The organism is Leeuwenhoekiella sp. ZYFB001 (assembly GCF_011784865.1).
Taxonomy (GTDB): Bacteria; Bacteroidota; Bacteroidia; order Flavobacteriales; family Flavobacteriaceae; genus Leeuwenhoekiella; species Leeuwenhoekiella palythoae.
This window is the reverse complement of sequence record NZ_CP050460.1, coordinates 811,282-836,160: the sequence shown is the minus strand read 5'-3', so window position 1 is coordinate 836,160 and position 24,879 is coordinate 811,282. Positions and strand designations below refer to the sequence as shown.

Below are 24,879 nucleotides of genomic sequence, written 5' to 3'. Positions count from 1 at the left end.
GTTCTTAAAACTTTCTTTTATAACCTTTAGATCAAAAATTAGTGCTATGAGTTTATTAGGAAGAATATTAGGGAACGCCAGTGAGATCCCAGCGGAAGAATTAAGTACTAAATATGAACGCTTACTTACCGATAGTGAACAGGTTGAGCTTGGCTTTAAACTGCTGAGAGACGTTTTTATATTTACTACAAAGCGTTTAATTCTTATTGATGTGCAGGGTGTCACCGGTAGCAAAGTGGAATACAAAAGCTTACCGTATAAAAATATTTCACGCTTTTCATTAGAAACAGCAGGGACTTTTGATTTAGATGCCGAATTAAAAATCTGGATCAGCAGTGAAAATGTGCCTAGTGTAAGCAAAAAGTTCACCAAACAAATAGATGTTTATGCAATTCAACGCTATTTAGCGGCAAAAGTGCTCTAGTGTAAGCAAAACACTTGTAAAATGTGCTTTTCGGCTAAACCGGTTTAGCTTAAAATTTTAACACTAAAACCTTGTAAATCACTGTTTTTGCAACGTTTTATTAACACTACTTAAACAAACCTGTTGTAATTTTATAAGACCGCTTCAGTCTAACCGCCAATTATCTAAGAATTTATGAAAGCTACGCTTCAAATTTCCGAAAAGAACTTCACCGGTTCGCAAGATGCGATCAGCCGCTGTTTAAACCGAATTATGGAGGTTCGCGTTTTAGAGATCAACCTCAAAAAAAACATTATCGCTGTTGATTATGCAAAACCCAGCGTTTATGAACGCATTAAAAATGAACTGAATTGCTTAGGGCTTTCGGTTGGAGAATATAAACCAATCAAGTAAACTACCTCGGGGCAAGCTCACTCGGCTTTCATTGCGAACAAATTTTTAATTTCGTGGCATCCCGATAACTATCGGGATTGAGTATAAAACCCTTTGGCGGTGCCAATGAACCCAAATCACTGTATATCTTAGCCTGCTTTTTAGCAGGCTTTTTTTATACTAATTACTTGTTTTCACGTTATACTTTTAAACCCTTGCCCTATTATGAAAAATGCTTTGCTTATAGTTCTTGCCTGCATCTTATGGTCCTGTACTAATGAGGAAGTGCCGGCTACCATTGATGTAGCCACTGATCTGCCAGCCCAAACGTTGTCCAACTCTTCTTATGGGCCGGGAAATCAGCAAATCTATGACCTGTATCTTCCTGAAGCACGTAGCCGCAATAAAACCAAAGTGCTTGTGCTGATTCACGGAGGTGGCTGGATTGACGGTGACAAAAGAGATATGCAAGCGTATATTCCTTTCTTACAAGAGAATTTTCCTGAGCATGCTATTCTTAATATAAATTATACTTTGGCAAATCCGCCGGAGACTACGGCCTTTCCACAACAATTTGAAGAAATTGGTCTCGCGCTGACCGAAATTTCAGAAAACGTAGAAACCCTTCAAGTACGTGCAGAATTCATCTTAATTGGGATGAGTGCAGGAGCACATCTCGCACTGTATTATGATTCGGTTTATGATGAAAATGATCAGGTCAAAGGTGTTTGCAGTATTGTAGGTCCCACAAACCTTGACGATGAATTCTATCAAAATAATCCTGAATATAGCGTCGCCATCCCGCAACTCATTGATGCAAACGCATATCCCGAAGCAGATACGTTGACACAAGCGGTGAGTCCGGCATATCAGGTAAGTACAGCTACCAGCCCTACGCTAATGTTTTATGGCAACGATGATCCTTTAGTACCAGTAACCAACGCGACTTTTATGCAAGAACGCTTAGAGGAATTCAGCGTAGTCAATAGCCTAACTATTTATAACGGAGGCCACGGGAACTGGAGCAACGAAGATCAATTAGACCTTCAATCTAAATTGGAAAACTTTATCAATATTTACCTCGAAGTGAGTGAGTGAGATGGAGCAGGCTGTGTTTGCTTTTCTTCCAAGTAAACTATGTTAGGGCAAGTCTAATTTACTTGGAAACAAATTTTCAATTTTAAGGCATCCCGATAGCTAACGGGACTGAGTATTCAACCCTTCGGCAGCGTCCATAAATTGCTTCCATTTCCAAAATTCATAAATCTGCAAACGATGCGTTTGCTTATACATTTGTACAAAAAACCAGATTTTGCTTTTATGTTGAAAAGCGTTTAAGAAATTCTTATTTGAAATCTTTTTTTTGGAACAAGAGAAATGTATCTTTCGAATTCAACCACCCGAAAAACAATACTATGTTAAATCTTGTACGTACCGATTCAAAAAATCCTGATTTTTTGAAAATGGTAAAAGAACTGGATCAAACCCTCAAAGTCACTGATGGTGATGATCACGCATTTTACAATCAGTTTAATGCTTTAGACCGAATTAAGAATGTAATAGTCGCGTATGACAGCGGAATTCCTGTTGCTTGTGGCGCATTTAGAGAATATGGTCCCAGAAGCGTTGAGATCAAACGCATGTATACCAAGCCATTGTACCGCAAACGCGGATATGCCAGCGCCATTCTTGAGGCTTTAGAGAACTGGGCTATAGAAATAGGATACAATAAATGCGTGCTTGAAACCGGAATTTTTCAGCCACCTGCAATTGCTTTATACAAAAAGCGCCAGTACGATGTAATCCCTAATTACGGGCAATACAGCGGTGTTGGCGGCAGTATGTGTTTCTTAAAGTATCTAGCAGCGAGTTAAACCACACGAGCGATATCAACCTCAACACTCAGTCTGCTTTTTCCACTACCATAAACCACTCCTTTTAAAGGAGGTACATCATAATAATCTCTTCCCCAACCTACGACCAGATGCTGGTCGCCGGGGATTTGATTATTGGTAGGATCAAAATCTACCCATCCAAAACCCGGAATAAAAATAGAAAACCACGCGTGAGAGGCGTCTGCTCCTATTAGCTTTTCCTGACCGGGAGGCGGAAGCGTTTCAATATACCCGCTTATGTATCGCGCAGGTAAGCCAATTGCTCGGATGCAAGCGATCGCGATTTGAGCAAAATCCTGACAAACGCCTTTGCGTTCTTGTATCACCACGTCTATAGGCGTTGACACACTGGTAAAGCCAGATACGAACTTAAAATCTTTATAAATGCGCTGCATTAATTCTTCTGCAGCTTCAAAAACAGAACGGTTGGGTTTAAAGCTTTCGCGGGCATATTTTTCAACGGCTTCACCAGTTTTATTGATAAAAATAGAATCTAAAACAAACTGTTTTGCATCAAGAATTTCAAGATCTGTTTTCAATAAATTTTCCTTAGCCTGCTCGAGGCTTACTTTAGTACAACGGTCAGATCTAAATTCGGTTTTGTACTGCTCATACTCTCTTCGCAGTTTACTTTTAGTAGTTACTTTGAGCTGTTTGTGCTCTTTCTGAATCGAAAAGCGCGTGATGAAATTTCCGAAGAAATCTACACGTTCAGAAACCTCATCGGCTTCCGGCGCTATGCTCATTTTATATTCTAGCAACTCCTGCCCTAGCGAACGCCTTGGCTTTAATACTGCGATATTATGACAGTAGCTCACAGGCGCATCATAATCATATTTTGTGGTATGCGTAACGGAATACAACATTAGAGCGGAAAGTTTTGATCTACAAGCTGACTCTGCTTATATGTATGATTAAAGTAGGTGTTAGAAATTGCCTGAGAAGTGGCAAATAATAAATCGCTCAATTCTTCTAAAAGTTTATCCAAATCCTTTCGAATATTTCCGTCGTTGTCCTTTACTGTTGCCAGCTGATCTGAGTTTGCCAAGCGCAGTTTAGAAAAGGCTTCAAATACATATTTTTCATAGTGCATAAGCGCGTCAGACTTTTGCGAATGCGGTAAACGCGAAATATCTTTTTGTAACCGTCCAAGCTGAAAGGTCAACGATCGTGGATATTTTAAATCCATAAGCAAAAGACTAATCACCGGTTCTACGCGTATATACGATCTGTAACTGTAGCGGTAAATATTTAAGCTTTCGTGACTGCTCAACAAGGATTCTAGCACTTCATATTCGGTTTGCCCAGATTGTTTGATCACCACAAGCGAGCGGCATTTTGTAATCGTAAGCATACTCTGTTCTAACTGAAGGCCTATAAAATAAAGCAATAAGCCTTGTTCGACCATAATGCTTTCTTCAATGAGGCCCATAAAAGCGATCAAGCGTGTGATCAATTGATTTAAGGTTTTGATCATTTTATTGACGGTGATCTCTTTCTCATTTTCAAGATTGCGCCACAACTTTTGAATATTCTCAAAAACCCGCCACATATCGCTGCTCCACAGATTTCTGATCGAATAATAGCTGTTGCTGAACATCATCATCGAATTGGCCAGACTTCCTATTTTATTTCGGTCGAGCACTACGGCCATCATTTCTTTCAACGGATTATCTATCGCGTAAACACCCTCTTTGTTTTTCTCCATAAAGCCGGGATACGTGCCGGTCATCTGCGTCACTGCTTTATAGAGAATATTCATCTTTACCGAGCAGGTTTGCTGATTTGAAGATATTTCGGGCGTGTTCATTTGCTTGAGCACCATTCTTAGAAAACGGGCGTTGACTAAAGTGCGCCCCACATAACGTCCTGCCCAATATAAATTTTCCGCAGTTAAACTGGGGAGGTCATCAAGACCACTCGCCGATACAGCCGATTTACGATTCCAGCTGTAATTTGCGGTTTCTTCACTTTTAAGATCGCCGATGATCCAAAAATCCTTGCTAGTCCCTCCACGTTGGTTAGAAACTCTCAATTTACCACGTTCGGGAGCCACACGCACGAGTCCGCCGGGCATCACATTGTAACCGTTTTTACCGGCAATAGTAAATGTACGCGCAACCATATTACGCGGTTCAAAAGTTCCTTTTGAATAATTAGGTGCTGTTGAAAAACTAATACGTTCCTGCGCCACAAAATGATAAGGCTTTTTTAAAATTTCTTTCCGAAGTGTTGCCAGCTCTTCTTCGGTCATTTGAGAACCAAAATGTATATGTTCGCGATTGGTACGATCAATCGGCTTAATCACCAGATTTGCTAAATTCTTCAGCACATAATCTTTCTCTTTTTCTTGCCCACACCACCAACTCGCAATTTGCGGAAGCTGTAATTCTTCCTTTAAAAAATATTTACAAATTGCCGGCATAAAAGGAATAAGACCCGGATTTTCTAATACGCCGCTCCCAATAGGATTTACCACCGCCACATTCTGTCTGCGTACCACATCAAGTAAGCCGGCGACCCCCAAGTGAGAATCTTCACGCAACTCCAACGGGTCTGTAAACACATCGTCAACGCGCCGTAAGACCACGTGTACTTTTTTCAACCCCTTGAGTGATTTCATAAAGAGAAATCCATCACGCACCACCAAGTCATTTCCCTGAACTAACGGATAACCTAAAAAGGACGCTAAATAGGCGTGTTCAAAATAGGTCTCGTTATGCGAGCCCGGAGTGAGAATAACAATATTGGGGTTTTCGACTTTATCAGGAGAAGCTTCAAGCAATAACTCGTTGAATTCTTTGAAGAATTCTGAAAGTCGCTTGATGTTCATCTCAGCAAAAATATTAGAAAGTACCCGGTTTGCCGTTGAGCGGTTCTCGAGAGCATATCCCATTCCTGAGGGCGCCTGAGAGCGGTCGTTCACTACCCACATTCTACCATCAGTTCCGCGGGCGAGATCTGCAGCATACAGCAATAAATGCTTATCAATCTTATACTGAATTTTATCACATTGCCTTAAAAACCCGCGATGCCCGTAGATCACTTCGTGCGGGACAATACCTTCTTTGATCAACTTGCGCTCTCCATAAACATCTTTTAGCACTAAGTCTAACAAGTGCGCCCGTTGTTTGAGGCCTTTTTCAATTTTCTGCCATTCCTTAGCCTGAAGAATTAAAGGAACTACATTGAGATTCCAAGGGCGGTTTAACCCATTGGGATCATTATACACATTATAAGTCACCCCGTTTTCTTCCAGCAGCCAGTTGATATCGTTTTGACGTTGTGTCAAGCCGTCAATCCCTATACGCTTAAAGTTCTCTAAAAGCTCCTGCCAATCTTCCTTAACGCTGAGATCTGGGGTAAACATCTCATCGTAGGTATAATCTGTAAAATACTTGGTAAACCAAGCATTAGTAGCCACGGTCATATTCAGGGTTGTAAATAATTATTTCTTTCGCAAATCTAGCAAATGTGGGAATTCTGGATTCACCGGAATTTCCTTAAAATTAAAGGTTTTATCTGAAGAAGTTGATTTTAAAGTTCGGCCTGCCAGCTTGGTATCGGGTTCTTTTTCGGTATATACTAAAGTTCCTTGCGTATGACCAATATCCCAGAAACGATTAATTCTTCTAGATTCAGCTTCTAAACTGTTAATCGGGTACGTCTCATAATTGCGCCCTCCCGGATGCGACACAAAATATGTACAGCCGCCTATGGAGCGCTGATTCCATAAATCAACAATGTCAAAAACCAGAGGCGTATCTACCGGAATTGTTGGGTGCAAAGCTGACCACGGTTGCCAAGCTTTATAGCGCACGCCGGCAACATATTCTCCTTTAACACCGGTGTTGCTCAGTTGTACTTTCACGCCGTTGCAGGTCAACACATAACGCTCGTCGTTGAAGTTTGAGACTTTGATCTGCACGCGTTCTAAAGACGAATCAACATAACGCGAAGTCCCACCACCGGTCATTTCTTCTCCCAGTACATTCCACGGTTCTATCGCGGCACGCAATTCGACCTTCATATCTTTAATATCAACCAAACCGTACAATGGAAAACGGAATTCAAAAAACGGATCAAACCAATCTAATTTGAAAGGATATCCTGCTGCGTTAAGCTGCTCGACAATATCTTTAATATCATCTCGCACATAATGTTCCATCAGGAATTTATCGTGCAATTGTGTGCCCCAACGGGTGAGTTTGTGCTTGTACGGTTCGTTCCAAAACCAGCTGACCAGTGTGCGTACGAGCAGCATTTGCATTAAACTCATTTGGGCGTGTGGCGGCATATCAAACGCCCGTAATTCAAGAATTCCTAACCTGCCGGAAGACGAATCTGGCGAATATAATTTATCGATACAAAACTCTGCACGATGCGTATTTCCGGTGATATCAGTAAGCAAATGCCTGAATAATCGATCGGTCAACCAAAACGGTACATCTTCATCCTCCGGAATTTGATTGAATGCGATTTCCAGTTCGTATAAATTTTCCTGGCGGCCTTCATCTACACGGGGAGCCTGACTCGTAGAACCTATAAATCCGCCTGAAAATAAATAGGAAAGTCCCGGATGATGCTGCCAGAATGTAAGCAAACTGCGCAATAAATCAGGTCGTCGCAACAACGGACTGTCAGCCGGAGTGACACCGCCTAAAGTCACGTGGTTACCTCCACCGGTGCCTGTGTGTTTTCCGTCGAGCATAAATTTTTCGGTGCCCAAGCGGCTCTTTTTAGCCTCTTCATACAGCGTGAGTGTATTTTTAGTAAGTTCGTCCCAATTCTTCGCCGGGTGAACATTCACTTCAATAACTCCGGGATCTGGCGTAACTTTCAATACCTCAAGACGGTTATCTCGTGGCGGTTCATAACCTTCGATCAATACAGGCACGCTTAGCTTTTTTGCAGCAGCTTCCACCGAAGCCATTAAGTCAATAAACGTTTCCGCATTGTCTAAAGGCGGAAGAAATAAATAAAGCTTTTTATCCCGTACCTCAGCACAAATCGCAGTGCGTGCAAACGGATTCTTTTCTTGCTTATCTGCATTATAATCAACCTTGCCATTTTTCATTTTAGGCTTTTCGGCGGCTTTACGTTTTTCTAAGGCTTCACCGTACGGCCCAAAAGGCTTTCGCTTGTCAAAAAGATCAGGATCTGCAATGGGTTGTGTAGGCACATCGGGTTCTTCAATAAGCGAATTAAGCGGTAATCGTAAACCTACCGGAGAATTCCCAGGAATGAGGAAAAGATGATTTCTTCGGAAACGCCACGGACTCGTAACCCATTTTCCTTGAATATTGGCCAGAGGCATTACGTGGCCAATCTTTTTATCCAATCCTTGCTCTAAAACTTTATTGAGACGATTACGCACCGAAGTCGCAACATCATCGCCTTTCAACGGATCAACATCTACAGGCAGCCTTCCTTCTTCCCACATAAAATAAAACACGTCTTCGTACGCCGGTGTGATGTATTCTAAACGGATCCCGAGGTTGAGCGCTAATTCTTGTAAAAAAGTCTTGGTAATTCCTTCCGGCAAATCATATTCCTCATTAAAAGATGCCATAAGTGACTCATCTTTCCAAATAGGAATACCGTCTTTACGCCAATGTAAACCTATTGACCAGCGTGGAATAGGTTCGCCCGGATACCATTTTCCCTGCGCGTGGTGAAACATTCCGCCTTGACCAAATTTATGCAGCAAACGTTTAGAAAGTCCTTCAGAAAGTTTACGCTTTTCTGGACCGTCTGCGGCGGTATTCCACTGCTCAGATTCCATATCATCTATAGAAACAAAAGTGGGCTCCCCTCCCATCGTAAGACGCACATCGCCTGCTTGCAATTCCTTTTCTACCTCAAAGCCTAACTCATAAATTGCGTTCCATTGCGCTTCTGTATAGGGCTTGGTGACTCGTGGAGATTCAAATATTCGAGTAACGGAATTATCAAATTCAAACTCCGTTTCGGCAGGATCAGAAAAGCCAACCACGGGCGCAGCGCTCTCAAAAGAAGGCGTACACGCTAACGGAATATGTCCTTCCCCAGCCAATAAACCCGAAGTGGAATCCAAACCAATCCAGCCGGCTCCCGGAATATATACTTCTGCCCAGGCGTGCAAATCAGTAAAATCTTCTTCTGGACCGGAAGGACCATCTAACGATTTTTCATCAGATTTTAACTGTACCAAATAGCCCGAAACAAATCGTGCTGCCAATCCTAAATGCCGTAAACTTTGCACGAGTAACCAGGCAAAATCCCGACAAGAACCTAATTTTTTCTCGAGTGTTTCTTCACAAGATTGTACGCCGGGTTCCATACGCACGGTATAATTGAGGTACTCATTAATGTGGCGATTGAGACCGATTAAAAAGTAAATCGTGAGCTGCTCTGAAACATCAATAGTTTTTAGAAACTTCTTCAGTAGCGGTCCGTCGTCTGTTATTTCTAAATACGGAAGTAATTCTTTTTTTAGCGAATCTTTGTATTTAAACGGAAATTCTTCCACCGAATCTTCCACAAAAAAATCAAACGGATTGATCGTTTTAAGGTCGGCTATGATTTCAACATCTATAGAAAGTTCATCTGTTTTTTCAGGAAAAACCACACGCGCCAGGTAATTTCCAAAGGGATCTTGCTGCCAGTTAAAAAAGTGATTTTCCGGCTTTATTTTAAGTGAATAGGCCTCAATGGGAGTTCTGCTATGGGGCGCAGGGCGCAGTCTAAAAATATGTGGCGAAAGCGAAATACGTTTATCATATTTGTATTTCGTCTTATGAGAGATCGCAACTTTTAAGGCCATAAAGAACTGGTTTTATATTGAATAACGCACAAAGCGCCCGCGGGTTAACTATATACTAAGATAGCATACCACACAGTAAATTAAGCAGGAAGCTTAAAAAACTAATTCTTTACGACCTATTTTTGAGTAATTAATAATTTAAGCCTGCATCAGACTTATATCATTAATCAATTACCAGCATTTATTCTAAAAATCAGAATATCAAAAACCAAAAAGTGTGGTTTATTCTTGTTTTAAAAATGCCAAGAAATGCTGATGCATCGCTTCGGTATAATCGTAATGTGTTACGATACGAAGTTTACCTTTTCCTAAGGCGCTGATGTGAATATCTTCGGCTTTGAGGCGTTCTATAAACTGTAATTCATCTGCATCTGCGCGCAGGTTAAAGATCAAAATATTGGTTTCTACCGGCTCTACGTGTGCTACTTCAGGATGCTGATTTAAAGCAATTGAAAGTTCTTGAGCGCGTTTGTGATCATCTGCCATACGCTGCCAATGATGCTCAATACCGTACAGCCCAGCCGCCGCAGCAAAACCTACCTGACGCATACCGCCTCCTAAAACTTTGCGTACGCGCATCGCTTTATCCATAAATTTTTGTTTACCCACGAGCACAGAACCCATTGGCGCGCCTAAGCCTTTAGACAAACACACCGAAATTGTATCAAACGCAGCCCCATAATCTTTAGGAGATTCATCGGTTACTACGAGCGCGTTCCATAGTCGTGCTCCGTCAAGATGAAAACCTAAACCGTGATCGTCACAGATCTTTCTGATTTTTAGTATTTCTCTAAAATCATAACAGGCTCCGCCTCCTTTATTGGTGGTATTTTCAAGGCACACCAGAGACGTCAACGGACTGTGATAAAAATCTGGCGGATTGATATGTTCCTCCACCTGATCTGCCGTGATCATCCCGCGATGCCCATCAACGAGCTTACACGAAACGCCGCTATTGAACGAAACTCCACCTCCTTCATAATTGTACACGTGCGCATATTTATCTGCGATGAGTTGCTCGCCGGGTTGGGTATGGATTTTTATAGCTGCCTGATTGGTCATTGAACCGGTTGGGAAATACAGCGCCGAGTCCATCCCAAATAATTCGGCAATATGCGCTTCTAGTTTATTAACGCTGGGATCTTCTTTATATACATCATCTCCTACTTCAGCGTGCATCATTGCATCTAACATTCCCGGAGTGGGTTTTGTGATCGTATCGCTACGCAGGTCTATTTTCATTCTATATTATATTTTCTTAATTATCTTAAATGTTCTCCGCCATCAACCGGAATCACCGCTCCGTTGATCCAGTTGGCTTCGGGTTTGGTCAACAAGTACACCACATTGGCAACATCTTCCGGAGTGGTCAATCGCTTTTGCGGGTTGCGCTCTAGTGCCTGAGCAATGAGCTGATCACTTCCCGGGATCAATTGTAAACTTTCGGTATTGGTTACGCCGGCTTGAATACAATTTGCCGTGATCTTTAATGGTGCCAATTCAAATGCTAAACTGCGAATTATGGCCTCTAAAGCCGCTTTAGCTGCGGAAACTGCCGCGTAATTAGGCAAAGGTTTTGTACTTCCCTCACTGGTAAAGGTTAGGATTTTCCCGTTTTCTTCAAATAAACCAGCGTTTGCAAATGCGCTCGCCCAGTCGTATAAACTCACCGCCATCGCTTCGGCAGTAAGTATAAAATCCTTCCCGGAAAGTTTAGCTACGGAAGCGTCCTCTGCATAAATAGGTTTGAGATTTCCTTTGGCAATACTGTGCAATAACACTTTTACTGAAGCATTGCGATCTGTAAAGAAATCTTTTACCTTATCAATAGTTGCCGGGTTGAGCGCATCGAGATTAAAGCTTTCGATCTGAATTCCTGTTTCGCGCAAAGCTTCAATCGTATGGTTAAATTCCTCGAGCTTGCTTCTGCGCGTGCGGTGCACGATGCAAAGATGTAAACCCTTAGCGGCGAGTTTTTTTGCCGAAGCAAAACCTAAACCGCTGCTTCCACCCAAGATCAGCGCCCAGCTGTTAGCCGTTTCTTCGGTATTAAATTCAAAAGTATTTACCATTGTAACAATATACGTTGTGCTGAAAAACCGGGACCAAAACTAAGCATCAATCCATAATCTTCGGCAGGAATTTTTCGATTTAAGAAACGTTCTAAAACATACAACACCGTTACACTGCTCATATTGCCATAAAGGCGAAGAACTTCTTTAGTATCGTCAATATTTTTTCCGGAAGCGCCAAACAAGCTTTCCACGGTCTGAACGATCTTCTTTCCGCCGGGATGAAATACCAAATTATTAACCTCTGAAATACTTATGCTATTCTTAGCGAGAAACGGATTGATAATCTGCGGAAAGTGCGCTGCTATAGTTTCCGGAACCGATTTGTCTAGAATCATTTTGAGTCCGTTGTTTGTCAGGTCAAATCCCATCATCTGTTCGGCATCGTAAAAATGATACATTTCGGTATCGATGATTTTTGGTCCTAACGCCTGTTCTTCTGAAGAAAGCAATACACAGGCCGCGCCATCACCAAAAATCGCCGCACTCACAATATTAGCCATCGAAAAATCATCTAGCTGAAAAGTTGCCGTAGGACTTTCGACCGCAATTACCGCAGCACGTTTACCGGGATTGGCTTTTAGAAAATCATCAGCATACAACATCCCGGAAATTCCTGCGGCGCAACCCATTTCGGTGACCGGTAATCGGGTAATATCTTGTCTCAGCTTTAAGTGGTTAATGAGATAGGCATCAAGCGACGGAATCATAATTCCCGTGCAACTCACGGTGATGATGTAATCTAGGGATTGCGGTTCCCAACCTGTTTTTTCAAGTGCTGAGCGCAGAGCATCTTCTCCAAGTTGGATTACTTCGCGTTTATAAATGTTGTTTTTATGCTCAAAAGAAGTCGCGGTAAATACCTCATCGGGAGCCATAATACTGTAGCGCTTATCTACCCCGGCATTGGTAAAAATCTTTTTTACTTTACGTTGAAAACGCTCCTCCTGCCCTGCCATCCATTGGGTGACCAACGGGAGAATCTCTTGGGTTTCCCGGCTATATTGCGGGACAGCTTTGGCTACACCTGCGATTGCGACTTTTGATTTTCTAGTATCCATAAATATCTGAACGCCCAGCGCCATTTTATACTAAACGACTGTACCCCGAGTTTTGATGTAAAAGATAGCAATTCGTTTTTTGTAAAAGCGCGTTCTATAGAAATTAAACCATCGTGCCGTGCCATTGCGCTTCTCATAAATACACGACTATACGCCTGAAACAATCGATATGCAATCGTACTTCGCTGTAAATCATTGATCACTACTCCTAAGTTAGCCAACTTTAAAAACTGCGCTAGGAACTTTAAAATTTCAGCATCAGTAAAGTGATGCATGGTTAAGGTTGAAGTGATTATGTCTATTTCCAGATGGGTTTCATTCAGCTTAAAAACATCTTGAACTTGAAACGACAGCTCCGGAAAATCTTGTGAGCGTTTTTGTGCCAAAGCAATACTTTTAGGATTGATATCAATCCCTATCAGTTTTACAGCAATAGAGCGCTTTCTGGCCAAGTTGGCGATGCTGCGCAGCATTGCACCGTCGCCACAACCTACATCGAGAATGGTGTAACTTTTTTGTGGAAACCGATCAAAAAAATAGCGCAAACCCTCTAGTGTTACTTGCTGACCCCCCAAGTATTTATTTACACGAGTAACCTCTGCCAACGCGGCTTTTAAAGTAGCTTCATCCACGTTGGGGTCGTCCATCAATTCCGGGGTTAATTTGCGATACTTCAAATTTTTAAAGGTTTTCCGTGGGTTGTTTGAATGAGTTTTTGTGTCACTTTTGGTAAGTATTTTAGTACTTGTATTCCTGTGGATGTGAGTGAATCATTTTGCAATGCATGCTGCAACAGGTTTCCGACACGCAAGCGACTTATAAACGTTTGCTTCCAGAGCTGCTCATAGCGTTGCTCTAGTTCGCTACGAGACCAATCTTGATTAGCGTACTCAACAATACATTCTGAAGCTAATTTAGCCGAAATAACCGCCATCGCCATACCGTTTCCGCATAAGGGATGAATGAGTCCGGCACTGTCGCCACACATCAACATATGATTTTCTACGCTCGGTTTTGATTGAAAAGCGATCTGACTGATACTGATGGGTTGGTCAAAAAGTGGTTGAGCGTGTGCAAAGAAGTCATTCAAATTCGGATTTTCACAAAGCACCTGTTGCTGAAACGTTTCAATATTCTTAAAAGGTTTGAACGCTTCGGTACGGGTTAGATAGCAGACATTTACTTTATGATCTTCCACCCTAGAAATTCCGCAGTAACCACCTTTAAAATTATGCAGACTCACTTGATCTGAACGAATTTCCCCAGCATAATGGGCTTTAACCGCCAACCAATTGTTCTTACTTGCTGTAAACTTTCGGTCCAGTTTAAAGTCTAAATTAGAACGTTTTCCAAAGGCGCCAATCACCAAATCGGCGTTAAACTCTTGCTGATCTTTAGTTGATATAGAAAATGTATTTTCAGCAAAATGAACATTCTCAACAGTCTGAGCGATCAAGGTGCATCCTAAACTATTGGCGTACTCTAAAAGATGATGATCTAACTGATATCTACTTATACCAAATCCGCCTAGAGGCAATTTAATATCAAGCGAGTTTCCATTGACCGCAGACAGCGCTAAATGATCAATTGCGACCGCGCCCCATTGAAAAGGATCAACGCCCAGGTAATTCCAATACGGTAAAATTTCGTTAGAGAGGTACTCACCGCAAACTTTATGTTTTGGATAGTGCTCTTTCTCAAAAAGCAAGACATCAAATCCAGACTTGCGCAAATGAATTGCGGCAGTTAAACCGGCCAGTCCTGCACCAATAATTGCTATGTTAAACGACTTTTTCAATCGAGATTCAAATTACGATTTAAACAACATCAGGACAAGCCTAGGACGATTAGGCATATAAAAAAACTCCTTACATCAACCAATGTAAGGAGTTCTCTCAATTAAGCATCCTAAAAAAGGAATCTTAGTATAAGCTTTTTAATTTTCACCTGCTTCTTGCTTAGCCTCGTTTACCATCTCTTGGTTAGGTACGATTGCTAGAGTTACACGACGGTTTTTAGAACGTCCTTCTGCAGTGTCGTTAGTATATTTTGGTTGCTCTTCACCATACCATTGCGTAGTAAAACGACCGGAAGCAATCCCTTGCGTCACTAAATAGTTAGTAACCGCTTGCGCACGGTTTTTAGAAAGCGTCATGTTATAATCTGCAGAACCGGTACTATCAGTATGCCCAACTACCAAAACATTGGTCTGTGGATATTCTTGCATTACACGTGCAAGACCATTTAAGGTTTCTTGAGATGCGCTGTTGATGTCATACTTGTTGGTTGCAAAATACACCCCACTATTCTCATCAAAATTTACTACGATACCATCATCTACACGTTCCACTTCAGCTCCAGGAATTTCTTCCTCAATACGTTGTGCTTGCTTATCCATCTTTTTACCGATCACGTTACCGGCAGCACCACCTACAACACCACCTATAACAGCTCCCAGCTCACCACCGTCGCCTTTTTTACCAACATTGTTACCAATTACAGCGCCTAAAATAGCACCACCAGCTGCACCAATTACGGTACCTTTTTGTTGATTATTTGCATTTCTTGTGGCCTCACATCCCGTTAGCATCGTGATAGCGATCGCAAGTACCGAAACATTTTTAAGTATATTTTTCATAATTGTTTTATTGATAATTTATATAAAAATATGCTTTTAGCTTGAAGTTTTAGGTTCAATCTAAAAGCATATCAATTTATTAAACTTATTCAGAGATTTTAGAAAAGTTCATTACAATCGTAAATGGTTTTCCATCTACTTGAACCGTCTGCGTAAAGGTTAATTCGTTATCAGACAAATAGTTGATATTTAAACGAAAACCGGCATTGTTCATTGTTGATTTCATTTTCTCATCTGTGGGCTTTAGCAAAATATCATAAGAAGTCGCACTCTCTTGAGCGGGAATACTCCAAACAAAATAGCGTTTGCCTAATGCACAGCTTCCATCGGTAATTTCATAATTACCAAAGTTGTTATTTGGGATGAACCTCCAGGTACTTCCCACCATACACTCAGATGAAGCATCGCCAAAAAGCGTCACATCGTAAACTCCCGGAGCGTTGTTGTAATTGATATTATCTAAATTCCAATAACCTTTAAGGGTTTTTCTTGATTGTTTTACAACTTGATCGCTGCTTCCGCAAGAGACCAAAAACACACTTAAAAGCAATACTGTGATAATCCGTTTCATAAATTAAATATTGATTAAACTAAGTTTTATCTAAATAGTCTTGAAAGTAAACTAATCAAGAATAAAACGATAAAAATGAAGAAAAGTATTTTAGCAATACTCTCTGCTCCAGATGCGATTCCACCGAATCCAAAGATTGCTGCTACGATCGCAATAATGATAAATATAACTGTCCACTTCAACATAATTTTTAAGATTTATTGGTTAGTAATAGTCCAAAAATATAGAGAAGCCACAGTCGATTTTTTAGAATTAATAGTGTTTAACTATGCGCTGTTAAAATGCGTTAAGGAATAGTTTGCACACTTTTGATTCCGATAAAATTTTAACATTAATAAGCAAGTAATGCTTCGATAGCTTCTGCCAATTTACGCTTTGCCAGGTACTGATTTTCAAGAGGCTGCGCAAAAGGTATGGGCGTATCTAAACTTGATAATCGCTTGATCGGGGCGTCTAAATAAGTGAAGCACTCCTCCGCAATGTAGGCTGAAATATCAGCAGTTACGCTTCCGAAGTGTACATCTTCGGTCACCAATAAAACCTTTCCTGTTTTTGCTACGGAAGCTTTAATCGTATCATAATCTAACGGAATCAAACTACGCAAATCTATGAGCTCAACAGACCAATCTTTATGATCATTTAAAACTTCTATCGCCCAATGCACAGGAGCGCCGTAAGTAATGAGTGTGATTTTTGAGCCTTCCTGCACCACCGAAGCTTTCCCCAAAGGCAAGGTGTAATAGTCTTCAGGAATCTCTTGAGTAATGGTTCTATACAAAGCCTTATGCTCAAAAAACAACACAGGGTTCTGATCTTCTATTGCTGCTGCGAGTAAGCCTTTGGCATCATATGGAAAAGCGGGATATACGACTTTAAGGCCGGCAGTATGGGTAAACCACGCCTCGTTAGTCTGGCTGTGAAATGGTCCTGCCCCTACTCCTGCACCGCACGGCATTCTGATCACCACGTCTGCCGATTGGCCCCAGCGGTAATAACTTTTGGCCAAATAATTAACGATAGGATTAAAGCCACTACTTACAAAATCTGCAAATTGCATTTCAACTATGGCTTTATATCCAATAATGGCCAAGCCCATTGCGGTTTCAACGATTGCCGACTCACAAATTGGAGTATTTCTAATGCGTTCTACCCCAAATTTCTCCACAAAACCTTCGGTTATTTTAAACACACCGCCGTATGCAGCTACGTCTTGCCCCATTAAAACGAGATTCTCAAAACGCTCTAAACTTTGACGAAGCCCTAGTTGAATGGCATCTATAAACCGAACCTGCTGTGTAGCCTCACCAGGTTTTATTTGGATAAATTCGACTGGAGCAAAAACATCGTTGAGTTCGGTATGCAGATCAGCATTTACAGCTAGTTCTGCAGCAACCTTTTGCAAAGCTTGTTCAATTTCTTGATGAATCTTATCCTCAATATCGTGCTTTAAAGCTTCGGTTAACAAGCCTTTTTCTATTAAATACGATTCAAAATTAGTCACAGGATCGCGCAATGCCCAAGTGTCTAATAAAGTTTCCGGTACATATTTTACACCGCTCGCCTCCTCGTGCCCACGCATTCTAAAAGTTTTAAACTCGATCAAAACCGGTCGTGGTCGCTCTCTTACTGATTGCGCAATAGTGCTGAGCTTTGTAAACACATCAAGAATATTATTGCCATCTATAATGTGGCTTTCCATCCCGTAACCTTTGGCTCGATCTGCCAGATGCTCACAGCGGTATTGCTCTGATGTGGGTGTAGAAAGTCCGTAACCGTTGTTCTCAATACAAAATAGCACCGGTAAATCCCACACCGATGCTACATTTAAAGCCTCGTGAAAATCACCTTCGCTGGTACCGCCTTCGCCCGTAAAAACAGCCGTGATCTTTGCTTCATTGCTCAACTTGTGCGCTAAAGCGATTCCGTCTGCGACTCCGAGTTGTGGCCCCAGATGCGAAATCATACCCACTATTTTATAGTCTTGTGTTCCAAAATGAAAACTTCGGTCTCTTCCTTTAGTAAATCCATTAGATTTTCCTTGCCATTGACTAAAAAGCCGATCCAGCGGAATTTCCCTACTCGTAAAAACCCCCAGATTGCGATGCATAGGTAAAATATATTCATCGCTATGCAACGCCAAGGTCACACCAACAGCTATCGCTTCTTGCCCAATTCCACTAAACCATTTAGAAATTTTTCCTTGGCGTAAAAGAATCAACATCTTTTCTTCAATGCGTCTTGGTCGCAACACATGCTCATACAGTTTTAATAAAGTCTCGCTGTTCAAATCATAAGACTGTAATGCGCGCTGCAGGTTTTCTTCTATATTCATACTTTAAATTTATACAATGCCGGTGCTTTGAAAACTAATTGTTTTTTGACTGAGGCTTATGTTTCACCTAAACTTCACCTGCTTTTATATATTTCGCCCCTAGAATTTAATTTATACACAAATGATAGTGAGCGACTTATATTTTAAGGATTGTTTAAAAATTGGAGCCGTAAATATTTAATATCTTTACATATTGCAAACATTGAATGTACCTCTAAATTATGAATAATATACCCAGCGTTAACCTCGCAGACTTTTTAAGTGAAGACCCAGCAAAGAAGCAGAAATTTGTTGATGAGATTGGTAAAGCTTACGAAGAAATAGGATTTGTTTCCTTAAAAAATCATTTTCTTGATGATGCTTTAGTCGATGCTCTATATAGTGAAGTAAAATCCTTTTTTGACCTTCCCGAAGCAACAAAACAGAAGTATGAAATTGACGGTCTTGGTGGCCAGCGCGGCTATATCTCTTTTGGAAAAGAACACGCTAAAGGTAAAAAAGAAGGGGATCTGAAAGAATTTTGGCATTTTGGTCAAGAACCGGATGCTGATGCTAATTTGATCGAAGAATACCCTGAAAATGTTGAAGTCAAAGAACTAGAAAACTTCAATAAAACCGGGATGGAAGCGTATAAAATGCTTGAAAAAACCGGAATTTATGTATTACGCGCTTTGGCTCTTTACATTGGTTTAGACGAGTTTTATTTTGATAAATGGGCAAGAAACGGCAATAGTATTTTGCGCCCTATACACTATCCTCCCATTACTGAAGAACCTAAAGGCGCTGTGCGTGCCGGTGCACACGGTGATATCAACTTAATCACATTGTTGATGGGTGCCTCAGCAGGTGGGCTGCAAGTTTTGAGAAATGATGGCGAGTGGATTGATGCCATTCCTAATGAAGACGAACTGGTGATCAACGTGGGTGATATGCTGGAGCGTCACACCAATAATAAACTAAGATCAACGATTCACCGCGTTACCAATCCGCCAAAAGAACAGTGGGATACACCGCGTTATTCCATTCCGTTTTTTATGCATCCGCGCAGCGAAATGCCGCTGAATTGTTTAGAGGAATGTGTTGATGATACCCATCCAAAAGCCTATCCTGATATTACTGCAGGCGAATTTTTACACCAACGTCTTGTTGAAATAGGCTTGATTAAAAAATAATTGAATGGACTTACAAGACCAGCTCAAAAATTTATTTCCTGATCACGAACCCGAACCGGATCAACACGAGGAAGACCCTAATGATCTAGGGATCTGGATGCAAGAAGATCCGCTGCTGTGTAAATATGAAAAACGCAAAGGAAAGCCTATTACCATTATTGAAGGCTATACCGGTGCCGATTCAGATTTTAAAATTCTGTCTAAAGAGCTCAAAAAAATGTTAGGCGTAGGCGGAAGTTTTAAAAAAGAACAAATAATAATTCAAGGAGATTATCGCGATAAAATCATGACGTTTTTAAAAGACAAGGGTTTTAAAGTGAAACGTGTAGGCGGCTAATTAAGAACCCTTTCTTATGAAAAAAAACACATTGCATATCACCAATGGTGACAGTCTTACTGATCGTTTAAACACGCTAGATTTAGACGGTGATCTGGTCATTTGGCGTGAAATGCTTTGTGAAGGTCCTACGGTTGAAAAAGTAGGTTCAGCTGAATTTATCGCAGCGCGAAAGAAATTCCTCAAGGAAACCTATAAAATCTCTGAAACAGACTACGAGCAAAAATTCGTGAGTCAGTTGAAGAAGCTAAATGCGATCAACGCGTACGACGAAGTGATTCTTTGGTTTGAGTTTGACTTATTTTGCCATATCAATATGCTGGCTGCGATAAGTTATCTTATTCAGCACAAGAGCGCTATGCCCATTTATATTGTGTGTAGCGGTTGGGTGAAAGGACAATCCCAATTAAAAGGTCTTTCAGAGTTAACAGACGAGCAGCTTTTTATGCATTACGATAAGAAGATTAGACTAGCTCCCGAAGATCTAAAAATTGCGCATCACATCTGGCAGTTGTATTGTGATGAGAAACCCATAGAACTTAAAGCAGAGATTAAAAAAAGCTCTAATTTCAAATATTTGTCCAGTTGCATCAGAGCACATATTGAACGTTTTCCTAACAAGAATACCGGTCTCAACACCCTTGAGACTAATATTTTAAAACTTATAGATCTACACGATATTACTTCTAAGCAGCAACTTTGCGGTTTTGTTCTAAACTATCAAGGTTATTACGGCTACGGCGATATGCAAATCAGCAGAATGATCAAGGCGCTAAAGCCCTTTTTTAGAATGTACGAGGGCAAATTAGTTTTAAATACCAAAGGTAAAAACGTGCTGGAAGGATCGGAGAATTATTATGATATTGTAAAAGATCAATCTACCTATGGCGGAACTCACAAATATTCCTTTTTATACAATCCTGCAAGTCACGAACTTTTAAAATACAGCTAGAATGACGCTGGCCCCTTCTGAATTTATACTCAATGAAGATGGTAGCATTTATCACCTTCACCTCCTACCCCATCAAATCGCGCAAACCATAATCACCGTTGGAGATCCAGATCGGGTGGATACGGTTACACAACATTTTGACAGCATTGAATGTTCTGTTCAAAAGCGGGAGTTTAAAACCACAACCGGTGTTTATCAAGGCAAGCGAATCACGGTTATTTCAACGGGAATTGGCACAGACAATATTGATATCGTATTAAATGAATTAGATGCGCTTGTCAACATTGATTTTAAAACGCAGATGCTTAAACCTGAGCATACCGCACTGCAAATTATTCGGCTGGGTACTAGTGGCTCTATCCAGAAAGATATTCCGGTTGATGCGGTTTTGTTGAGCGAAAAAGCTTTGGGCTTTGATGCTTTACTTCATTTTTACCAAAGCAAAACCGTAAGAGATCAAGATCTTGAACAAGCTTTTGTTGCTCATACCAATTGGAATCCGGAAAAAAGTATTCCATATGCTGTTTCGGCAAGTGCTTCCCTCTTAAAGCATTTTAAAACAGAAGCGCATTATACAGGAATCACAGCTACTAATGTCGGATTTTATGGTCCTCAAGGCAGACAACTTCGACTAAAAACCGAAGACAGCGCGCTCAATAATAAATTAGAAACCTTTGAACACAAAGGAGAACGCATTACCAACTTGGAGATGGAAACTTCAGGGATTTACGGCTTGAGTACACTTCTAGGGCATCAGGCACTTTCTGTAAATGCGATCTTAGCCAACAGAGCTACCGGTGTTTTTAGTAAAAATCCTGCCAACACCGTAAATCAGATGATCATAGCCGCGTTAGACCGTATTGCATTGCTCTAACCTCTTTTAACAAAAGCTTAATTCAGACCGTTAAGGGCTTTCGTATTTTTGAAGAAAACCTATCAAAATATGGAAAATGATCTGGCTGATAATTTAATTCACAGAGATTTAAACTGGCTCAGTTTTAATGCTCGTGTTTTACAAGAAGCTCAAGATAAAGAGAACAACCCGCTTTATGAGCGGATGAAATTTTTAGCCATTTATTCCTCAAATCTTGATGAATATTTTAGGGTACGTGTTAGTCAGCTTCGCCAGATGAAACGCGTTGAAAAAAGCATCAGAAAAAAGCTTGCGCTGAAGCCTAACAGAACCGTAAAACAAATTCTCGCGATAGTTAAAGAGCAACAAGAGGCTTTTGGTAAAATTTACAATGAAGAAATCTTGCCTGAACTTGCCAAGAACAATATTGTTTTGGTTCCTTCAGAGCAGTATACTAACATTCAGGCTCAATTGGCTAACATTTGGTTCATTGCACACATCAAGAATAATCTGGAAACCAAAGTCATTGATCCTTCAAAAGAAAAAGAGATTTTTCTTGAAAATCAGAGCTTGTATCTATGCGTAACCTTTTCTGATTCAAAAAATATAGGTTTTGTAAAAATTCCAACGCAAACTAACGATCGCTTTGTAGATTTAGGAAAAGTCGAAGGCACCTATCACATCACATTTCTAGATGATATCATTAGGTACGAAATTCATAATATTTTTAATTCTGAAACCATTGATGGTGTTTATGAGATCAAACTTTCTCGTGATGCCGAACTTTACATTGATGATGAATTAGGCGGAATTTTAGCCGAACGTATTTATAAATCTTTAGAACAACGTCAGGAAGGACAACCCACACGGTTGCTCTATGATGCAGCAATGCCAAAACCGGTAGCTAAGCGCTTGCGCAAACTACTAAATTTAGGGAAGATCGATATGATGCCCGGCGGACGCTATCACAATTTTAATGACTTTTTTAAATTCCCAGACCCTACCAATAACCCCGAGCTGCATTACGAAAACAAAGCCTTTATAAAACACCGCACTCTCGAGAAAGCTCCGGACTTCTTCAAAGCAATTGCCGAAAAAGACCAACTCGTACACTTCCCGTTTATGAGTTTTAATTATGTAGAACGCTTTGTGGAGCAAGCCGCAGCAGATGATGCTGTGACGCATATTAAAATTTCGTTATATCGCGTTGCTGATGAATCTGTTCTTACTTCGGCACTGCTGAAAGCCATCAAAAACGGAAAGAAAGTAACGATTTTCATTGAAGCCAAAGCCCGTTTTGATGAAGAGAATAACATCACTTGGGGACGCAAATTTGAAGAACAAGGAGCCCGCGTAATTTATAGCTATCCCCGGATTAAAGTTCATTCAAAAATTTTGATGATCATTCGTGAAGAGCAAGACAAACCGGTACGTTACGCCTATATTGGCACCGGAAATTTTAACGGCGAAACGTCTAAAATTTACTGTGATCACGGTTTATTTACTGCGCATAAAAAAATCACTAAAGAGCTGGGGCGCGTTTTTAGAGTGCTTGAGGGAGAGCTAATTATTCCACGGAATAAACACCTCTTAATTTCTCCTTTTACGACGCGTAGAACTTTTGAGAAACTCATTCATAATGAGATCGAAGCCGCACAAGCCGGTAAAAAGGCTCAGATCACTGCAAAAATGAACAGTCTTGAAGATCCAGATATGATTCAGCTGTTGTATAAAGCGAGTCAGGCCGGCGTACAAATCAGACTAATTGTACGTGGATTCACGTGCCTTATTCCGGGAGTTAAAGGCTTAAGTGAAAACATATATATGACTTCAATTGTTGACCGTTATTTAGAGCACGGCCGTATTTACCTGTTTTATAATGGCGGCGATGAGCAAATGTATATGGGCTCTGCCGACTGGATGACGCGCAATCTTGACCGTAGGATTGAGGTGCTTACGCCAGTTTATGATAAAGACCTGTTTGCTGAACTTAAAGATATTTTAGTGCTTCAACTCGCCGATAATGTCAAAGCCAGAATTCAAGATGAAGCCGAAAGTAATGTATATGTAAAACAGAAATCTGGAGATAAGCGCATACGGTCGCAATATGAAATTTATGATTATCTAAAACTTAAAAATCACTAGCATGACCACGATACGTATTGGTGGAGTACCAGAACATTTTAATCTTCCTATTCATTTATGTATTGAAGAAGGGCTTTTTTCCGAAAAAGGAATTCACGTAGAATGGGTTGAATTTCCGGGAGGAACCGGCGCTATGAATGCGGCTTTACGCAATGATGAAATTGACCTTGCCATCATTCTCACCGAAGGGATTATCAAAGATATCGCAAACGGAAATCCGTCTAAAATCATTCAGAATTATGTTTCTAGTCCGTTGCGCTGGGGAGTTCACGTGGCTTCAAAAAGTGATTTTCACACCATCGCAGATCTTGAAGACAAGCGTCCTGCCATAAGCAGATACGGCTCCGGAAGTCACGTGATGGCTTACGTACAGGCCAATGAATTAGGTTGGGATACTTCAAAAATTGAATGTGTAGTCGTCAACAACATAGATACTGCTGTTGAGGCATTAGCTCAAAAAGATGCTGATTATTTTATGTGGGAACACTTCACGACTAAACCTTTAGTCGATAAGGGAATCTTTAGACGCGTAGGAGATTTCCCCACACCTTGGTCTAGTTTTGTGATTGCCGCCACCGATAAAGCCATTGAAGATCAATCAGAAATTTTGCGTATTGTCTTAGAAGTTATAAATGCAAAAACAAGTGTGTTTAAAGGCCTCAGCCGTATAGAAACACAACTTGCTGAGCGGTACCAGCAAAATTTAGAAGACATTAAAAAGTGGTTATCGATAACGAGTTGGTCTCAAAATCAATTAGAAAATTCTGAGCGCGATCTGGTATTGAAATACCTTAAAAAACTGGATATGGTCGATAAAACGTCTGATTCTCAACAATATTTAAAAAAGATTTAATATAAGTTTTATCTTTTTTTTAGCGATTAGCTGGAAAAAAATGTACAATTTTACCCCCGAATTAATTGAGCAATCAAAATTTTTGAACTATGGTTACATTTTTAATTATTTTGGGTGCCCTGCTGATCATTAATGTTTTGTTATTTAAATTTAGTGTAGCAGGGGGTCCGGTGGCTGAAAAACCACGAAAGCATGTAACCCCTAAACAAAAGGATTTAAGACAGCCTTTAGCTTTTAACAAAGCGTCTTAATTTTGACCTCAAATCCAACATCTAGAAAAGCAGCTTTTTTGAAAGCTGCTTTTTTTATTTGGCTCTGCCAAAGAACTTGATCCTTAGGCTTGCTTTGAAATTAAAATGGTATTTCTGCACACCAACTAGAGAACTAGCATTGAGGT

At 40.7% G+C, this 24,879-nt stretch carries 23 protein-coding genes; 11 read left to right on the top strand and 12 right to left on the bottom strand.

Annotated elements, in window-relative coordinates; genetic code table 11:
- Nucleotides 1-46 precede the first annotated feature (46 nt).
- The 4 genes from HCN54_RS03520 (at nucleotide 47) to HCN54_RS03505 (ending at nucleotide 2,670) form a co-directional block, all read left to right on the top strand.
- Nucleotides 47-424: a PH domain-containing protein gene (locus tag HCN54_RS03520; protein WP_072984781.1), complete on the top strand. Its 378-nt coding sequence runs from the start codon at nucleotides 47-49 to the stop codon at nucleotides 422-424.
- Between the two features lie 174 nt (nucleotides 425-598).
- Nucleotides 599-817 carry a hypothetical protein gene (locus HCN54_RS03515; RefSeq protein ID WP_072984779.1) on the top strand — a complete coding sequence of 73 codons (219 nt, stop codon included), beginning with the start codon at nucleotides 599-601 and terminating at the stop codon, nucleotides 815-817.
- A 204-nt stretch (nucleotides 818-1,021) separates the two neighbouring features.
- Entirely contained in the window at nucleotides 1,022-1,894 is an 873-nt protein-coding gene (locus HCN54_RS03510) for an alpha/beta hydrolase (RefSeq protein ID WP_167596554.1), read from the top strand.
- A gap of 317 nt (nucleotides 1,895-2,211) precedes the next feature.
- A complete protein-coding gene (locus HCN54_RS03505) occupies nucleotides 2,212-2,670 on the top strand; it encodes a GNAT family N-acetyltransferase (RefSeq protein ID WP_072984775.1) in 459 nt (152 codons plus the stop codon).
- On the opposite strand, the gene HCN54_RS03500 is transcribed toward HCN54_RS03505, so the two are convergent.
- The 12 genes from HCN54_RS03500 to HCN54_RS03445 all read right to left on the bottom strand — a co-directional run bounded on the left by HCN54_RS03500 (nucleotide 2,667) and on the right by HCN54_RS03445 (nucleotide 18,170).
- The gene (locus HCN54_RS03500) at nucleotides 2,667-3,557 is read right to left on the bottom strand and encodes a transglutaminase N-terminal domain-containing protein (protein ID WP_167596553.1); all 891 of its coding nucleotides are present in this window, start codon (nucleotides 3,555-3,557) and stop codon (nucleotides 2,667-2,669) included. The two genes, HCN54_RS03505 and HCN54_RS03500, sit on opposite strands and share 4 nt — an antisense overlap.
- A complete protein-coding gene (locus tag HCN54_RS03495; RefSeq protein WP_167596552.1) occupies nucleotides 3,557-6,121 on the bottom strand; it encodes a circularly permuted type 2 ATP-grasp protein in 2,565 nt (854 codons plus the stop codon). Before HCN54_RS03495 ends, HCN54_RS03500 begins: the two co-directional genes overlap by 1 nt.
- A gap of 18 nt (nucleotides 6,122-6,139) precedes the next feature.
- On the bottom strand, nucleotides 6,140-9,496 hold the full coding sequence (locus HCN54_RS03490) for a DUF2126 domain-containing protein (RefSeq protein ID WP_167596551.1): 3,357 nt from the start codon (nucleotides 9,494-9,496) through the stop codon (nucleotides 6,140-6,142).
- 222 nt (nucleotides 9,497-9,718) lie between these two features.
- Complete coding sequence (locus tag HCN54_RS03485; protein WP_167596550.1) at nucleotides 9,719-10,738, bottom strand: threonine aldolase family protein; 1,020 nt, start codon at nucleotides 10,736-10,738, stop codon at nucleotides 9,719-9,721.
- Nucleotides 10,739-10,758: 20 nt separating this feature from the next.
- Nucleotides 10,759-11,568, bottom strand: a complete 810-nt coding sequence (locus tag HCN54_RS03480) for an SDR family oxidoreductase (protein ID WP_167596549.1) — start codon at nucleotides 11,566-11,568, stop codon at nucleotides 10,759-10,761.
- Nucleotides 11,562-12,629 (bottom strand): type III polyketide synthase, encoded by a 1,068-nt coding sequence (locus HCN54_RS03475; protein WP_167596548.1) that lies wholly within the window; start codon nucleotides 12,627-12,629, stop codon nucleotides 11,562-11,564. The genes HCN54_RS03480 and HCN54_RS03475 overlap by 7 nt, the downstream gene beginning before the upstream one ends.
- A complete protein-coding gene (locus HCN54_RS03470; protein WP_167596547.1) occupies nucleotides 12,590-13,306 on the bottom strand; it encodes a methyltransferase domain-containing protein in 717 nt (238 codons plus the stop codon). The genes HCN54_RS03475 and HCN54_RS03470 overlap by 40 nt, the downstream gene beginning before the upstream one ends.
- Complete coding sequence (locus HCN54_RS03465; RefSeq protein WP_167596546.1) at nucleotides 13,303-14,427, bottom strand: NAD(P)/FAD-dependent oxidoreductase; 1,125 nt, start codon at nucleotides 14,425-14,427, stop codon at nucleotides 13,303-13,305. The genes HCN54_RS03470 and HCN54_RS03465 overlap by 4 nt, the downstream gene beginning before the upstream one ends.
- Nucleotides 14,428-14,565: 138 nt before the next feature.
- A complete protein-coding gene (locus HCN54_RS03460; RefSeq protein WP_167596545.1) occupies nucleotides 14,566-15,267 on the bottom strand; it encodes an OmpA family protein in 702 nt (233 codons plus the stop codon).
- Nucleotides 15,268-15,352: 85 nt separating this feature from the next.
- Entirely contained in the window at nucleotides 15,353-15,838 is a 486-nt protein-coding gene (locus tag HCN54_RS03455; RefSeq protein WP_072984758.1) for a lipocalin family protein, read from the bottom strand.
- A gap of 26 nt (nucleotides 15,839-15,864) precedes the next feature.
- Nucleotides 15,865-16,023: a DUF1328 domain-containing protein gene (locus tag HCN54_RS03450; protein WP_072984756.1), complete on the bottom strand. Its 159-nt coding sequence runs from the start codon at nucleotides 16,021-16,023 to the stop codon at nucleotides 15,865-15,867.
- Between the two features lie 146 nt (nucleotides 16,024-16,169).
- The gene (locus HCN54_RS03445; RefSeq protein WP_167596544.1) at nucleotides 16,170-18,170 is read right to left on the bottom strand and encodes a thiamine pyrophosphate-dependent enzyme; all 2,001 of its coding nucleotides are present in this window, start codon (nucleotides 18,168-18,170) and stop codon (nucleotides 16,170-16,172) included.
- 221 nt (nucleotides 18,171-18,391) lie between these two features.
- Here HCN54_RS03445 and HCN54_RS03440 point away from each other — a divergent pair, with 221 nt between their 5' ends.
- The 7 genes from HCN54_RS03440 to HCN54_RS03410 all read left to right on the top strand — a co-directional run bounded on the left by HCN54_RS03440 (nucleotide 18,392) and on the right by HCN54_RS03410 (nucleotide 24,733).
- Entirely contained in the window at nucleotides 18,392-19,342 is a 951-nt protein-coding gene (locus tag HCN54_RS03440; RefSeq protein WP_167596543.1) for an isopenicillin N synthase family dioxygenase, read from the top strand.
- Between the two features lie 4 nt (nucleotides 19,343-19,346).
- Complete coding sequence (locus tag HCN54_RS03435) at nucleotides 19,347-19,679, top strand: translation initiation factor (RefSeq protein WP_072984751.1); 333 nt, start codon at nucleotides 19,347-19,349, stop codon at nucleotides 19,677-19,679.
- 16 nt (nucleotides 19,680-19,695) lie between these two features.
- On the top strand, nucleotides 19,696-20,631 hold the full coding sequence (locus HCN54_RS03430) for a DUF1835 domain-containing protein (protein WP_167596542.1): 936 nt from the start codon (nucleotides 19,696-19,698) through the stop codon (nucleotides 20,629-20,631).
- Between the two features lies 1 nt (nucleotide 20,632).
- Complete coding sequence (locus HCN54_RS03425) at nucleotides 20,633-21,505, top strand: nucleoside phosphorylase (RefSeq protein WP_167596541.1); 873 nt, start codon at nucleotides 20,633-20,635, stop codon at nucleotides 21,503-21,505.
- Between the two features lie 69 nt (nucleotides 21,506-21,574).
- Nucleotides 21,575-23,629, top strand: a complete 2,055-nt coding sequence (gene ppk1, locus HCN54_RS03420; protein WP_167596540.1) for a polyphosphate kinase 1 — start codon at nucleotides 21,575-21,577, stop codon at nucleotides 23,627-23,629.
- Between the two features lies 1 nt (nucleotide 23,630).
- Nucleotides 23,631-24,482: a substrate-binding domain-containing protein gene (locus tag HCN54_RS03415; RefSeq protein ID WP_167596539.1), complete on the top strand. Its 852-nt coding sequence runs from the start codon at nucleotides 23,631-23,633 to the stop codon at nucleotides 24,480-24,482.
- An 89-nt stretch (nucleotides 24,483-24,571) separates the two neighbouring features.
- Nucleotides 24,572-24,733: a hypothetical protein gene (locus HCN54_RS03410; RefSeq protein ID WP_164916946.1), complete on the top strand. Its 162-nt coding sequence runs from the start codon at nucleotides 24,572-24,574 to the stop codon at nucleotides 24,731-24,733.
- The last annotated feature ends 146 nt before the right edge of the window (nucleotides 24,734-24,879 follow it).